Source organism: Microbacterium sp. MYb54 (genome assembly GCF_002979515.1).
In the GTDB taxonomy this organism is placed as follows: Bacteria; Actinomycetota; Actinomycetes; order Actinomycetales; family Microbacteriaceae; genus Microbacterium.
The window spans coordinates 544,804-559,262 of sequence record NZ_PCPA01000001.1; the positions used below are offsets into that span (position 1 = coordinate 544,804).

At 64.2% G+C, this 14,459-nt stretch carries 10 protein-coding genes; 5 read left to right on the forward strand and 5 right to left on the reverse strand.

The window, feature by feature from the left end; genetic code table 11:
* Positions 1 to 30 precede the first annotated feature (30 nt).
* The 3 genes from glnA (CQ040_RS02625) to CQ040_RS02635 all read left to right on the forward strand — a co-directional run bounded on the left by glnA (CQ040_RS02625) (position 31) and on the right by CQ040_RS02635 (position 4,583).
* Complete coding sequence (gene glnA / locus CQ040_RS02625) at positions 31 to 1,455, forward strand: type I glutamate--ammonia ligase (RefSeq protein ID WP_028501741.1); 1,425 nt, start codon at positions 31 to 33, stop codon at positions 1,453 to 1,455.
* Positions 1,456 to 1,567: 112 nt separating this feature from the next.
* Positions 1,568 to 3,346, forward strand: a complete 1,779-nt coding sequence (locus tag CQ040_RS02630) for a serine/threonine-protein kinase (protein WP_181156699.1) — start codon at positions 1,568 to 1,570, stop codon at positions 3,344 to 3,346.
* A 103-nt stretch (positions 3,347 to 3,449) separates the two neighbouring features.
* Positions 3,450 to 4,583 carry an AI-2E family transporter gene (locus CQ040_RS02635; RefSeq protein WP_105525908.1) on the forward strand — a complete coding sequence of 378 codons (1,134 nt, stop codon included), beginning with the start codon at positions 3,450 to 3,452 and terminating at the stop codon, positions 4,581 to 4,583.
* A gap of 33 nt (positions 4,584 to 4,616) precedes the next feature.
* Here CQ040_RS02635 and CQ040_RS02640 read toward each other — a convergent pair whose 3' ends face one another.
* Genes CQ040_RS02640 through CQ040_RS02655 form a run of 4 tightly spaced genes read right to left on the reverse strand, consistent with a single transcriptional unit; the run spans position 4,617 to position 10,136 of the window.
* Positions 4,617 to 5,537, reverse strand: a complete 921-nt coding sequence (locus CQ040_RS02640) for a diacylglycerol kinase family protein (RefSeq protein WP_105525907.1) — start codon at positions 5,535 to 5,537, stop codon at positions 4,617 to 4,619.
* A gap of 49 nt (positions 5,538 to 5,586) precedes the next feature.
* Complete coding sequence (locus CQ040_RS02645; RefSeq protein WP_105525906.1) at positions 5,587 to 8,562, reverse strand: bifunctional [glutamine synthetase] adenylyltransferase/[glutamine synthetase]-adenylyl-L-tyrosine phosphorylase; 2,976 nt, start codon at positions 8,560 to 8,562, stop codon at positions 5,587 to 5,589.
* 9 nt (positions 8,563 to 8,571) lie between these two features.
* Positions 8,572 to 9,909 (reverse strand): type I glutamate--ammonia ligase, encoded by a 1,338-nt coding sequence (gene glnA / locus CQ040_RS02650; RefSeq protein ID WP_017830463.1) that lies wholly within the window; start codon positions 9,907 to 9,909, stop codon positions 8,572 to 8,574.
* Between the two features lie 2 nt (positions 9,910 to 9,911).
* Positions 9,912 to 10,136 (reverse strand): hypothetical protein, encoded by a 225-nt coding sequence (locus CQ040_RS02655; RefSeq protein ID WP_036273930.1) that lies wholly within the window; start codon positions 10,134 to 10,136, stop codon positions 9,912 to 9,914.
* Positions 10,137 to 10,204: 68 nt separating this feature from the next.
* On the opposite strand from CQ040_RS02655, the gene ppgK reads away from it, so the two are divergent.
* A complete protein-coding gene (ppgK, locus tag CQ040_RS02660) occupies positions 10,205 to 10,951 on the forward strand; it encodes a polyphosphate--glucose phosphotransferase (RefSeq protein WP_028501734.1) in 747 nt (248 codons plus the stop codon).
* A gap of 87 nt (positions 10,952 to 11,038) precedes the next feature.
* On the opposite strand, the gene CQ040_RS02665 is transcribed toward ppgK, so the two are convergent.
* On the reverse strand, positions 11,039 to 12,520 hold the full coding sequence (locus tag CQ040_RS02665; RefSeq protein WP_105525905.1) for an arylsulfatase: 1,482 nt from the start codon (positions 12,518 to 12,520) through the stop codon (positions 11,039 to 11,041).
* Between the two features lie 431 nt (positions 12,521 to 12,951).
* On the opposite strand from CQ040_RS02665, the gene CQ040_RS02670 reads away from it, so the two are divergent.
* Positions 12,952 to 14,403, forward strand: coding sequence for a hypothetical protein (locus tag CQ040_RS02670; RefSeq protein ID WP_146113850.1), 1,452 nt, complete (start codon positions 12,952 to 12,954; stop codon positions 14,401 to 14,403).
* Positions 14,404 to 14,459: the final 56 nt, after the last annotated feature.

Genomic DNA, 14,459 nt, shown 5'->3' on the forward strand with positions numbered 1-14,459 from the left:
AGCCATCGATCCGCATTACAGGAGTCGTACATGTTCAAAGATTCGTCCGAGGTACTGACCTACATCAAGGAGAACGACGTCAAGTTCCTTGACATCCGTTTCACCGATCTCCCGGGTGTACAGCAGCACTTCAACATTCCTGCATCGACGGTCGACGAGGCTTTCTTCACCGACGGCCAGCTGTTCGACGGCTCCTCGATCCGCGGCTTCGCGAGCATCCACGAGTCCGACATGCAGCTCATCCCCGACGTCACCACGGCGTACGTCGACCCGTTCCGCGAGGCGAGCACCCTCGTGATGCTGTTCGACATCTACAACCCGCGCACGGGCGAGATCTACTCGAAGGACCCGCGCCAGGTCGCCAAGAAGGCCGAGAAGTACCTGACTTCCACGGGCATCGCTGACACCGCGTTCTTCGCTCCCGAGGCCGAGTTCTACATCTTCGACGACGTCCGCTACTCGGTCACCGCGAACTCCAGCTTCTACAGCGTCGACTCGGAAGAGGGCGCCTGGAACACCGGCCGCGAAGAAGAGGGCGGCAACCTCGGCAACAAGACCCCGTACAAGGGCGGATACTTCCCGGTCAGCCCGGTCGACAAGACCGCTGACCTGCGCGACGACATCACCCTCAACCTGATCGACGCGGGCTTCATCCTCGAGCGCTCGCACCACGAGGTGGGCACGGGCGGCCAGCAGGAGATCAACTACCGCTTCGACACGATGGTCCACGCGGCGGACGACATCCTCAAGTTCAAGTACATCGTCAAGAACACCGCCGAGGAATGGGGCAAGGTCGCGACCTTCATGCCCAAGCCCTTGTACGGCGACAACGGCTCCGGCATGCACACGCACCAGTCGCTGTGGGCCGACGGCAAGCCGCTGTTCTACGACGAGGCCGGCTACGGCCAGCTCAGCGACATCGCACGCTGGTACATCGGCGGGATCCTGGCGCACGCGCCGGCACTGCTCGCTTTCACGAACCCGACGCTGAACAGCTACCACCGTCTGGTGAAGGGCTTCGAAGCTCCGGTCAACCTGGTCTACTCGGCCGGAAACCGCTCCGCCGCGATCCGCATCCCGATCACGGGCTCCAACCCCAAGGCCAAGCGCATCGAGTTCCGCGCGCCCGACGCCTCCGGCAACCCGTACCTCGCCTTCGCCGCACAGCTGATGGCAGGACTCGACGGCATCAAGAACCGGATCGAGCCGCACGAGCCGGTCGACAAGGACCTCTACGAGCTTCCCCCCGAGGAGGCCAAGGACATCCCTCAGGTTCCGAACTCGCTGCTCGACTCGCTCGACGCACTGGCGGCCGACCACCAGTTCCTCCTCGAGGGTGGCGTGTTCACCAAGGAGCTCATCGAGACCTGGATCTCCTACAAGTACGAGAACGAGATCCTGCCGATGGCCCAGCGTCCGCACCCGTTCGAGTACGAGCTGTACTTCGGGGTCTGACCTCACAGACACCACGACTCCGAGAAGAGCCCGCCGCAGCGTCCGCTGAGGTGGGCTCTTCCGTCTCTCTGGTGCGAGAAGGCTGAGGTTTGGGCTTCGATAGATTGATGTTGTGAGGCAGCGCGAGATTCCAGAGATCGACGGCGTTTCCTTCGCGTTCGAATCCGTGCTCGGTCAGGGAGGAACGGCCGAGGTCTGGAGAGTCCGGTCCGTAGCCGACGGCCGGTCCTACGCACTCAAACGCATCGCGAAGGATGGCGAATCACGTCGGCGCAACGAGCGGTTCCGCAGCGAGATCGCTTTCGGCATGGTCGCGAAGCATGAGCACGTGATCCAGATTCACGCACAGCACGAGGACGATACCCACTTCTTTTACACGATGGACCTGTACGCGAAGAGCTTCAGGGACGTCATCTCCGAAGAGTTCGACTATGGGGTCCTTCTCCACTACCTCTCGCAATTATGCGACGGTCTTGCATACGTCCACGCCCAGGGCATCCATCACCGCGATATCAAACCAGAGAACATCCTCATCGACCCCGAGCAACGGCGCTTGGTCCTCGCGGACTTCGGGATCGCTCATTTCAAGGACTCGACGCTCACGCGGCGCGGGGAACTCCTCGCGAATCGCAACTACCAAGCCCCCGAGCAGATGGCGAAGAAGGAAGCCGCACGCATCGGAAAGCCCGCCGACATCTTCGCGCTCGGCCTCATCATCACCGAGGCCTTCACGAAACAGAATGCCCGGGGCGTCCGGCACAAACGCATCGGAGATGTGCATCCGTTCCTCGCCGACCTCGACCTCGTCGTCGAGCGAATGACGCTGCAGGACGACACGCAGCGAACAGGGATCGAAGCCGTGAAGGACATGCTCCACCTTGCGACGAGACGAGTCGAAGCTGCGATGATCACCACGAAGACCAATCTCGCCGAGGCGGAGATTCCTGTCGATTTCGGCGGTGATCAAGCCGAGCGCGTGCTGGCGCGGGCGAGCGAGGACATCCTGTCCGCGAAGTACATCTTCGAGCGGATCCCGGACGAGGACCTCGGCCGCTATGACGTGAAGTACCATGCAGAGATCGCGTACAGCGCAAGCCCCGAATTGCTGAGCGCCTGCGTCCATTCCACGTTGTACACGATGTGCAAGGAGACATTCGAGCGCGAGGGACTCGGGATGCCGGACGACGTGAACGGGCGGGTGCTCTCTCCTGAATCGACGAACCTTCAGCGCGAACTCGAAGCGATCCAAAGCCAATTCCCGCTGAAAGCGAACTCCATCTGGGATGAGCTTCCCCGGATCACTGCCCACTACTTCCGATTCTGCACGGAGTATCACCGCGAGGAACTTCTGCGCGACATTCGCCGCTCAGTGGATGGCACGCGTGATGATTCACTCCTCTACAACTTGATCGATGCCCCGATCATCTGGCTCACCCGTCACGCGCGTGGTTACCTCAAGTCTGACTTCTTCGAGACCAGCCAGCGGAATCTCGAATTGATCGGGTTCGAACAGCAGGTGGCCATCCAGTGGGAAGGCACCTGTCCGGACGATTCTGCGCGGGAAGCTCGCGGGACCGATCTCCTTGCCGCCGCACCCGTTGACGATTCGATCGACAGCACGCTCGAGACACTCGTGCGCATCTGGAATGTCTCCGTCGCAGAGCGCAGCGATGGGAGGTTCTCGATCCACTTCCGATCGCGCGCCGACTACCTCCGCTTTCAAGCAACCGCTTTGGCGAAGGCTGCAGCGCACCACGTGTTCGAAGGCGACGTGCTGGACCTTCTTCGCCCGGACGCTGACTTCGACGACCTGGTGGCGTTCATCTGGGAGCCGAACTACGAGATTCGCAGTGTTCTCGCCAAGATTCTCGGTCTGCGCGACATACGCTGACGTGACACGAATCGCCCTCCCTGTGACCGCTTGACCGAGCGTGTTCCGGGTGATCAACTTGTGAGTCTGACCATCGACCGGGGGAATCATGCGCCGTAGAAGAATGAACGCGAACACCGAGCGTCGAACGCCGGTCGAAGCCGCCCCGTCACAGCCGTCGAATGCGGTCGCGGCATACGCGAGAACCAACCCGTTCATGTTCGGCCTGCTCGGTGCGCTCGGGGTGCTGGTGGCGCTGGGGATCGGAGGCGTCGTCGGGCAGCTCGCCACCGTCCTCGTGTACGTCGGCGTCGCGGTGTTCCTCGCACTCGGCCTCGACCCCATCGTGAGGTTCATCGAGAAGAAGCTCCCGCGACCCGCAGCCGTGGCCATCGTGGTGGCCGGCGTGATCCTCGCGTTCGCCGGCATCATCCTCGCCATCGTCCCGATCCTGGTCGAGCAGATCACCAATCTGGTCAAGGACGGGCCGAAGATGGTCGAGGACTTCATGGCCAGCGCCTGGTTCAAAGACATCAGCGGCCAGTTCGGCTCCACCATCGACGACGCTGTGCAGGGTGTGCTCGGCTTCGTGAAGGACCCTGGCAACTTCGTCGACATCGGTGGCGGCGTGTTCGCGGTCGGCGCCGGTATCGCCGGCGGCTTCACGGGAATCACGATCGTGTTGATCCTGACTCTGTACTTCATGGCGTCGCTGCGGAGCATGAAGCATGTCGCCGCCCGCTTCGTCCCGGCCTACCAGCGCGACACGTTCAGCGGCCTGCTGGAGGACGTCTCAGGCGCTGTCGGCCGTTACGTGATTGGCCAGGTGAGCCTCGCACTCATCAACGGAATCCTGAGCCTCATCTTCCTCAGCATCATCGGTGCCCCGGTGCCGGCGTTGCTCGCGCTCATCGCCTTCATCGGCTCGATGATCCCGCTGGTCGGAACGCTGACGGCATCGATCATCAACTCGCTGATCTGCCTCTTCGTATCGCCCCTGACCGCACTGATCGCCATCATCTACTACCTCATCTACATGCAGATCGAGGCATACGTACTCTCGCCACGGATCATGAGCCGGGCGGTGGCCGTACCCGGCGCACTCGTCGTGATCGCTGCAGTGGCGGGTGCCGCGCTGGGTGGCATCCTGGGCGCGCTCGTCGCGATCCCGGTCGCCGCGAGCATCATCATCATCGTGCAGAAGGTGACTTTCCCCGCTCAGGACCGGAAGATCGTTCCCCCCGCTGCCAGCGTCTGAGCGGTCGTCGGCCTCTTCTCAGGCCGGCGGCTCTCAGCGAACGAGCAGGGCACCGGGATCGACTCGCACCTCGAACGCCGAGACCTCTCCCATCTCCTCGCCGTCGATCTCGAACACAAGAGGCGTCTTCAACTCCACCGAGATGTTCTCGACGGGCAGGTGGCGCGCTGACTCGGTGCTGACGGCTTCGTCCGTGGCTCCGAAGAGGCGACGGATGCCGTTGTCCCAGACGAAGGAGCGCAGGGTGTCCAACCACTGCAGCGCACCGTCGGCACTGATCATCAGCACGTCGAGCTTGCCATCGTCGAGGACCGCGTCCGGGAGCAGGCGGATGCCGCCCTGGACCATTCCGCAGTTGCCGATGAGCATCGTGTGGCCACGGACTGCGACCGCCTTCTCGCCGTCGATGGTGAGAGTGATGTCTGTCATCTCGGTGCCGGCGAGAGCACGACCCATCGCCTCGACGTAGGCGAGCCAGCCGGCCTTCGACTTGAGGTCGTCGTCGGTCTCCACCAGCATCTGCGCATCGACGCCGAAGCCGACCATCACGGCGAACGCGTGCTCGGTGCCGTCGTAGGACACCCACCCCAGGTCGATACGACGCGGCTCGGCGTCGCGAACGCGCTCCAGCGCGGCCTTCACGTTGTTCAGCGGAACCTCGAGGTTGCGCGCGAGAAGGTTGCCCGTCCCCTGCGGCACGATTCCGAGAGCGGTATCCGAACCGGCCAGCGACTCGGCGACCGCGCGGACGGTGCCATCTCCGCCGACCGCGATCACGATGTCGCGACCGTCTTCACGTGCCTCGCGCGCCATGCCGCGCCCCGGGTCGTCCGGCGTCGTCTCCCACCAGCGAATGTCGTACTGGTCGTCGAACACACGACCCACCGCGTCCTGCAGGACCTTCTCGTCGACCTTCGATGGATTCCAGACGATGCCGATGCGTGCGTGGGTCATATCGCCAGCTTGGGTCACACCGCCCGTTACCGCAAACTCGGCCTGGCGGCTAGCCGTAGAAGAGCTGCTCGAACGTCTTCCGTGCCCGTCGGGTCACACCGAGATAGTCCTCTTCGAGCTCGCTCGCCGAACGATCGGGATAACCGAGCAGCCGTCCGATCGCATCGAGTTGCCGTCGATCTGCGGGAAGGACGTCGCTGGTCTGCCCGGTCAGCAGTGTGATCGCCGAGCGGAGCCGGCTTGAAAGGCGCCAGGCCTCTCGAAGACGCACGGCGTCGTCTTCTGCCACGAGCTCCGCCGCGACGGCGGCATCCAGAGCTCCGAGGGTGGAGGTGGTGCGCAATCCCGGCACGGCGTGAGCGTGCTGCAGCTGCAGCAGCTGCACGAGCCACTCGACATCGCTGAGTGAACCGGGACCGAGCTTCAGGTGACGTCGAGGGTCGGCCCCCTGCGGCAGACGCTCCCCTTCGACCCTGGCCTTGATGCGCTTGATCTCACGCGTGCCCTGCAGATCGACGGATTCCGGGTAACGGATCGTGTCGGCAAGCGCCGTGAAGCGCTCGATCAGCTTGGTGCTCCCGGCCACGCCGCGGGCGCGGAGCAGAGCCTGAGCCTCCCACGACAGCGACCAGCGCCGGTAGTACTCGGTGTAAGCCTCGATCGATCGCACGACCGGGCCGTTGCGTCCCTCCGGGCGGAGGTCGGCATCGAGGTCGAGCGGAAGGCGATGATCCGTCAGGTGCTCGCGAAGACCCGCCACGATCTGGGTTGCGAGCTTCTGGGCGCGCTGGGAGTCGACGCCGTTCGCGTCGTACACGTAGAGGATGTCGGCGTCCGAGCCGAATCCGAGCTCCGCGCCGCCGAACCGTCCCATTGCGATGACCGCGAAATCGAGCGCCTCGTCCTCCGGCGGGACCACATCGCGGATCACTGCGCGAAGGGCGGCCTGGATCGTCGCCTCGGTGATCTCGGTGAGAGCTGCGGCGACCTCTTCGATCGTGAGAACGTCGAGGACGGCTCCCATGGCCGTGCGCAGCAGCTCCCGTCGCCGCAGGGCCCTGACCGCACGAAGGGCGTCGCCGATCGTCTCGTGCCGCGTCTGGATCGCGCGGGCCTCCTCGTCCAGTGCGGCCGCGCCTCGGGGACGCAGACGTCCCGTGCTGTCCAGCCATGCCACCGACTCGGGGATCCACTCCAGCAGCTCGCCGATATAGCGCGAAGACGACAACAGGCGCGTGAGGCTCTCGGCTGCGCCTGAGGAGTCCCGCAGCATCCGGAGGAACCAGGGGGTGTCACCGAGACGCTCGCTGATGCGGCGGAAGGCGAGGAGTGCGTAGTCGGGGTCGCTGCCGTCGGCGAACCAGCGCACCATGATGGGCATCAGATGCCGCTGGATCGTCGCCTTACGGCTGAGCCCGCTCGTGAGGGCGCCGATGTGACGCAGGGCTCCAGCCGGATCGCGGAAGCCGATCGCAGCCAACCTGTCGTGCGCCTGCGCGGCCGAGAGCGTGCGCTCCTCCTCCGGAAGACCTGCGACGGCGCTGAGCAGCGGGCGGTAGAACAGGCGCGTGTGGATCTCCCGCACCTCGCGTCGCACGCTCTCCCACCTCGCCCACACACCCTCGCCGCTCTCGGCGAGCCCCGTGCCTCTCGCCAGGATCCGGAGACCGGCGGGTGTGCGAGGCATGAGGTGCGTGCGACTGAGCTCACGTAACTGAAGACGGTGCTCCATGAGGCGGAGAAGTCGGTAATCGTCGGCGAACGCGGCCGCATCGACCCGTCCGATGTAGCCGCCTTCGACGAGCGCATCGAGGCTCTCGAGCGTGCCTCGGGTACGCAGGGATTCATCGGTGAGACCGTGCACGAGCTGCAGCAGCTGCACGGTGAACTCGATGTCGCGCAAGCCGCCGGCACCGAGTTTCAGCTGATACGGCGCATCCTCCGGATCGATGTGCTCCATCACCCGCTCGCGCATGCGCTGCACGCTCTCGACGAAGTCCTGCCTGGCAGCACTCGACCAGATCTTCGGCTGCACGGCTGCGATGTACTCGGCTCCGAGCTCGGCATCTCCCGCAAGCGGACGCGCCTTGAGCAGCGCCTGGAACTCCCAGCTCTTCGCCCAGCGGTCATAGTAGGCCAGATGCGATGCGAGAGAGCGCACCAGCGCCCCCTGCTTTCCCTCGGGGCGGAGCGCGGCATCCACCTCCCACAGGGCAGGCTCCACCTCGATCGCATCGAGGTTGCGCATGGTCTCGCGGGCGAGGCGCGTCGCGATGTCGATCGCACGAGCCTCGCTCACCCGATCTTCATCACTGCTTCCCCCGACGAAGATCACGTCGACATCGCTGACGTAATTCAGCTCGCGTGCGCCGGCCTTTCCCATGCCGATGATCGCGAGGCGGGTAGCCGCGACCTCCTCGCGGCCCATCGACTCCTGCAGTCGTGTTCTGGCCACCGCGAGCGACGCTTCGAGGGCGGCACCCGCGATGTCGGCCAGAGTCGCCGATACCTCTGCGACGACGGTCTCCGGAGCCGGATGCGAGAGGTCGTATGCGGCGATGGCCGCGAGATTGCGGCGATAGGCGACCCGGATCGCGACGACCGCGTCGTCGTCTCCTGACTCCGCGAAACCGTCGTGCGCACCGACCGAAGCCAGCAGACGTTCCTGTAGCTGCTCTGCCGACGGCAGACCCGTGATCGGCTCTTCGAGGATGGAGAGCTGCTCGGGATGACGAAGGAAGAACTCGGCGAGTCCTTCCGAGGCACCGAAAACCCGCCAGACCCGCCGACGCGTCTGCTCGTCACCGAGCAGCGACCGCAACGGTGTCGCGTCTCTGCGCGCCACGTGCAGGAGCCCGCGCACCGCAGCGTCTGGATCTGCGGCATCCGCAGCCTCGAGCAGCACCGAGCGTGGCTGATCGAGGATCATCGCCAGCTCCGAAAGGGATGCGGCAGCCTCGCTCAGCTCGGCGAACCCGAGCCTGGCCAGCGCCGAGAGCGAGACCGAATCGTCCGGACGGGCCATGCACGCCCCTCAGAGAAGCTCGAGGTTGTTCTTCAATTCAAGCGGAGTGACCTGACCGCGGTAGGCCTCCCACTCCTTGCGCTTGTTGAGCAGCACGTAGTTGAACACCTGCTCCCCGAGCGTCTCGGCGACGAGTTCGGACGCCTCCATGTACTCGAGCGCGTGGTCGAGGCTCGCCGGCAGAGCCGAATAGCCCAATGCCCGTCGCTCGGCATCGCTGAGCGCCCAGACGTTGTCCTCTGCCTCGGGCGGGAGCTCGTAGCCCTCTTCGATGCCCTTGAGCCCTGCGGCGAGCATGAGCGCATACGCCAGGTACGGGTTCGCGGCCGAATCCAGCGCACGGTACTCCACGCGCGACGACTGCCCCTTGTTGGGCTTGTACATCGGCACACGCACGAGCGCGGAACGGTTGTTGTGGCCCCAGGTGATGAAGCTCGGGGCCTCGTCGCCACCCCAGAGCCGCTTGTACGAGTTCACGAACTGGTTCGTGACCGCGGAGATCTCGTTCGCGTGCTTGAGGAGCCCTGCGATGAAGTGCCGCCCGGTCTTCGAGAGCTGGTACTTCGCGCCTTCCTCGTAGAACGCATTCTGATCGCCTTCGAACAGCGACATGTGCGTGTGCATGCCGCTGCCGGGCTGGCCGCTGAGCGGCTTCGGCATGAACGTCGCGTAGACGCCCTGCTCGATCGCCACCTCCTTGATCACCGTGCGGAAGGTCATGACGTTGTCGGCCGTCGTGAGCGCGTCGGCGTAACGGAGGTCGATCTCGTTCTGTCCGGGCCCGCCCTCATGATGGCTGAACTCGACGGAGATGCCGAGGTCTTCGAGCATCCGCACCGAACGGCGACGGAAGTCGTGCGCCGTGCCTCCGGGAACGTTGTCGAAGTAGCCGGCCGAGTCGACCGGCACGGGGCCGTCGGGGCCGAACGAGGAGGACTTCAGCAGATAGAACTCGATCTCCGGGTGCGTGTAGAACGTGAATCCGGCGTCGGCAGCCTTGGCCAGCGTGCGCTTGAGCACGTGCCGCGGATCGGCGACGGCCGGCTGTCCGTCAGGTGTCGTCAGGTCGCAGAACATACGCGCCGTCGGATCGATCTCCCCACGCCAGGGAAGCGTCTGGAACGTCGTCGGATCCGGCTGGGCGAGCAGGTCGGACTCGTAGGTGCGAGTCAGCCCCTCGATCGCAGAGCCGTCGAACCCGATGCCCTCCGCGAACGCCCCCTCGACCTCGGCCGGGGCGATCGCCACCGACTTGAGAGTGCCGATCACATCGGTGAACCACAGCCGCACGAACTTGACGCCGCGCTCCTCGATGGTCCGGAGGACGAAGTCCCTCTGCTTGTCCATGACTACTCTGCGCCCTGGCCCTTTGCGTCGCCCTTGACATCCCAGCCCTGCTCGACGGCTTCTTCCTCAGCCCAGGCGCGCGAACGCGCCTTGACGACCTCAGGAGCACGGCGGGCCTCGGCCTCCGTGTCGAACGGACCGATGCGGTCGATGGATGGCGAGATCATGCCGAACTCGATCTCACCGGTCTCGGAGTTGTACCAGTACTTGTGGTCGCCGTCAGTCATGTCTGCCCCTTCTTCACGTGATGTCATCGATCCTACTGGCGCGCACCGCGGTCGCTAAGCTATCCCCCATGGCAAAAGCGATCGGCGTCGACATCGGCGGCACGGGAATCAAAGCAGGAATCGTCGACCTCGACCACGGCATCATGGCGTCCGACCGGGTGCGGGTCCCCACACCTGAGGGCGCATCGCCGCAGGACGTCCTCGTGGCGGTGCAGACCGTCCTGAAGACACTCGATGTGGACGACTCGACGCTGCCGCTCGGTGTCGCCTTTCCTGCGATCGTCAAGCGCGGGAAGACGCTCTCCGCTGCGAACGTGTCGAAGGAATGGGTCGACTTCGATGCCGAGCGGTTCTTCCGCGACGGACTCGGTCGCAACATCGTGTTCGTGAACGACGCAGACGCTGCCGGTGTCGCCGAAGCGCGCCACGGTGCCGCCAGGGACGTCCGCGGCTTCACGCTGCTGACCACGCTCGGCACCGGGATCGGATCGGCTTTCCTCAATGACGGCGTGCTCCTTCCGAACACCGAGCTCGGCCACCTGAACTTCCGTGAGTACGAGTCGGTCGAGACGTACGCTGCGACCTCCGCGCGTGAGCGCGAGGGGCTCAGCTGGGCCGAGTGGGCTGAGCGCCTGCAGGCGTTCTACTCGCACATCGAGTTCCTGTTCAGCCCCGACCTGTTCGTGGTCGGCGGCGGCGTGTCGAAGAACGCCGGAGACTTCCTCCCGCTGCTCGACCTCAAGACGCCGATCGTCCCGGCGATCCACCGCAACAACTCGGGCATCATCGGCGCGGCCTCTCTCGCCGGCGACTGATCCGCGAACGTCCTGACGCCGAAGGCCCCGATGACCATGCAGTCATCGGGGCCTTCGTCTGTCTGAGGCGGCGTCAGGCACTCGACGTCAGGCACTCGACGTCAGGCCGTGCAGCATCTTCTGGATCTGCTGCTGCACCTGAGCGTCCTCGACATCGAACATGGCGTAACTGATGCCGGCCGATTGCAGCGGTCGGTTCGGGTACTTCTGATAGCTCGGGAGAACGCTCAGCAGGCGGGCGGCCATCTGCGGTGCCTGCCATGTCTTCTCCGCGAAGCTGGTCATGAAGATGTCGTAGCGCTCTTGCGGATCCTGCCAGAGGTCGAAGAGCTCGGGGACGATCGCCGTGTACGACGACGGTCCTCGCCACTGGTCTCGGACGTTCCAGATCGCCTTCCACTTTCCGACCCGCACAGCTCCGGGAATCATCTCCGTCTCGGTCATGTACAGCCAGTGGTCCCTGGCCGAGCCTGCCTCCCCCTTCAGCAGCGCCGACTGGTCGAAGCTGTCGAAGATCGTGGGTTCGCCCTCCCTGTCTTCGGTGGGGAGTTCGACGCCCGCCAGACCCGCGAACGTCGCCATGAAATCGAGCGATCCCACGATCTCGGAATTGCGGCGGCCGGCTTCGATCGTCCCGGGCCACCACGCGATGGCGGGGACGCGACTGCCACCCTCGTAGTCCGTGCCCTTGGTGCCGCGGTACGGGGTGTACCCGCAGTCGGGGTAGACGTCTTGCCAGGCCCCGTTGTCCGTCGTCCACACGACCAGCGTGTCCTCGGCGATCCCGAGTTCACGGACCTTGTCGATGACAGCTCCCACTCGATGATCGAGTTCGACGAGCGAGTCGAGGAACTTCGACTTCCCCATCGAAGCCCCCTCGAAGTCGGGGTGCGGGAGATTCGGCTGATGCAGCTTCGCCGTGTTCAGGTACAGGAAGAACGGCTCGTCGTCGTCTGCGTGCGCCTCGAGGTAGCCGAGCGCGTGGTCGGTGGACTTCTCGTCGATGAACGGGATGTTCGCCGAATCCAGCTTCTCCACCTCGGTGGGCGCCTCGCCAGCTTTTCCGTCGAGCGCCCCGATGATGTTGCCCCACATCTTCATGGTCGCCTCGTCGTCGAACGGGAAGTCCGGGTTGAAGCCCTTGTCCGTGTACGTGTAGGCGTTCAGGTGGTAGAGGGTCGTGTTGTACATCTCATCGAACCCGTGCGCGGTGGGCATGGCGTAGTCCGCTTCGCCCAGATGCCATTTCCCGATATGGCACGTGTTGTAGTCGGCCTTCTTCAGCACGCTCGCCAGCGTCCACTCCGGGGCAGGGAGACCTCCGCCGTCCCCGGGGAACGCGACCGTGGTCATGCCGCTGCGGATCGGCAGGCGCCCCGTCAGCGCGGCAGCGCGCCCCGGGGTGCAGCTGGGTTGCCCGTAGAACGACATGAACTGCAGGCCTTCGGCAGCGAGTCGGTCGAGGTTCGGAGTCGGGGCACCACGGTTCTCCCCGCCTCCGTAGCATCCGAGATCACCCCAGCCGACGTCGTCAGACATGAACAGGATGATGTTGGGCTTCTTCGCCATGAGATCTCCTCCGTCGATTCGTGCACGATGGAGCAGAAGCTAGCAAGATGCTCGTCGTGCAGGAAACCGCTTGCTCGCCCATTGGGGACGAGGGGATCAGGGGAAAATGATACGAATGGGCCGACCGGTACGCCGGGCTCTGAATCCGCGTTGCTGGCTGTGCATCACCAAAGCCCTAAGCAAGTGCGTGCGATCGCGAGGTTCGGTCCGGAGGTGATACGTGTGGATGCGAACTGATGCGGTCGACCCCATTGCTGCTGGAATCGAGTTCACGGCAGGCGACCAGGCGCTTCGGTGCTGGGGGCGAGGCAACGCTGTCATGATGGACGACGCGTGAGACAAACCTCTTAAGCTACCGAGTAGATCCGGTGTTTGTCTGTAGCCAGAAAAGGGGACAGCGCTACGTACACACGCGCGTGTACGGTTTCCCCATGACGCCCCAAAACCCGCACAAGGATCTGTTCTCGCCGCTGCCGAAGCTGTCTCGGCGAAGCTTCCTTATCGCGGGATCAGTCGCCGCTGTCTCAGTGGTCCTCGCCGAACCTGCCTTCGCAGCGTCGTCATTTCAGGTGTCCACCTCCAAGGTGGACATCACGCCGGAAGCGGGCTACCCCATGGCTGGATTCGCGACGGCGACCGAGCCGCGTCGAGCTGCCGGGGTGAATGAACCGCTGATGGCGAGGTGCACCATCCTTTGGGATGACGGTGCACCAAACGTGATCGTAAGCGCAGATGTGCTCGCTTTCGGCCGAACAATGCACCAGCAGATTCGCGCCGGTGTGACGGCATTGGGCGTTGGCAACGCTGACTTTGTTCTAAACGCGACACACACTCACAACGGGCCCGTCCTGATCGAGAGGCTGGACCCATACATCTCCTACGCGGTCACCGATATGGCAGAGATTGCCGGCTATTCCGACTGGTTGGTCACAGAGATCATCGCGTTGGTCAGCACTGCCCTCAGTAGCCCGCGGACGACTTGCACCCTCGACTACCTCGTCACCGACGAGAACTTCTCTTACAACCGAATCGGACTCAGCTACGTCGAAACCGCAGTCCCGACTCTTGTCGCGCGCGCGACGGATGGAACCCCGCGCGCCGTGCTGTTCAGCTACGGCGCACACCCTGTCGCTGGAGGCGCTGGAGCACTCTTCGATCCCGACTATCCCAGCGAAGCCATCAAGACCATCGAAGCGAGCTACGACGGTGTTTTCGCCCAGTTCGTCCTCGGACCGGCCGGGGATCAGAACCCGCTCACGCTTGACGGATACATGCAGTCCGATGCGTACGGGTACGACCTCGGACTGACGGTAGCGAACGCGATCGCAACCCCAGGTCGAACGCTGACTGGACCGATTCTTACGGCCATCTCCGAAGTGTCACTTCCTCTTGAAGTCACAGAAAACCCCGCGAACAGAGCCGCACTGCAGCAAGTGTTCCAATCGCGAGAACTCACGGGAGAAGCGCCCTACATTCGTCGTCACGGACAGACGATGAAGGCGGTCGCTGCTGACGCATCGGCCCCACTCGATACCACGGTCCCGCTCCCTGTGCAGAGGTGGCGATTCGCAGGGGCACCCGGTCTGACCATGATCTTCTCCGGCGGCGAAGTCGTATCCGGCTATGCGGTGTACTTCCGTTCGCTTCACGGTGGAACTAACGAACTTTGGTTCACGGCCTACGCCAACGAGGTACCCGGATACATCCCTAGTGACGAGGTTCTCGCTAACCCTGGATACGAAGCCGGGTATGGACCCGACTATCCCGGGGTGGCAAGCCACTCAATGGCGGCATATGGTCACCTCGCCCACTTCAGACTGCAGGGCGCCTCGGGCGTTGGAGTCCAGCAGGTGTATATAGATCACGTGGCATCGCTCATCTAGACCGGAGCCGACGGCGACCCGCCATGGTGTCCCTTCACACCACACCGGGCCGCCAT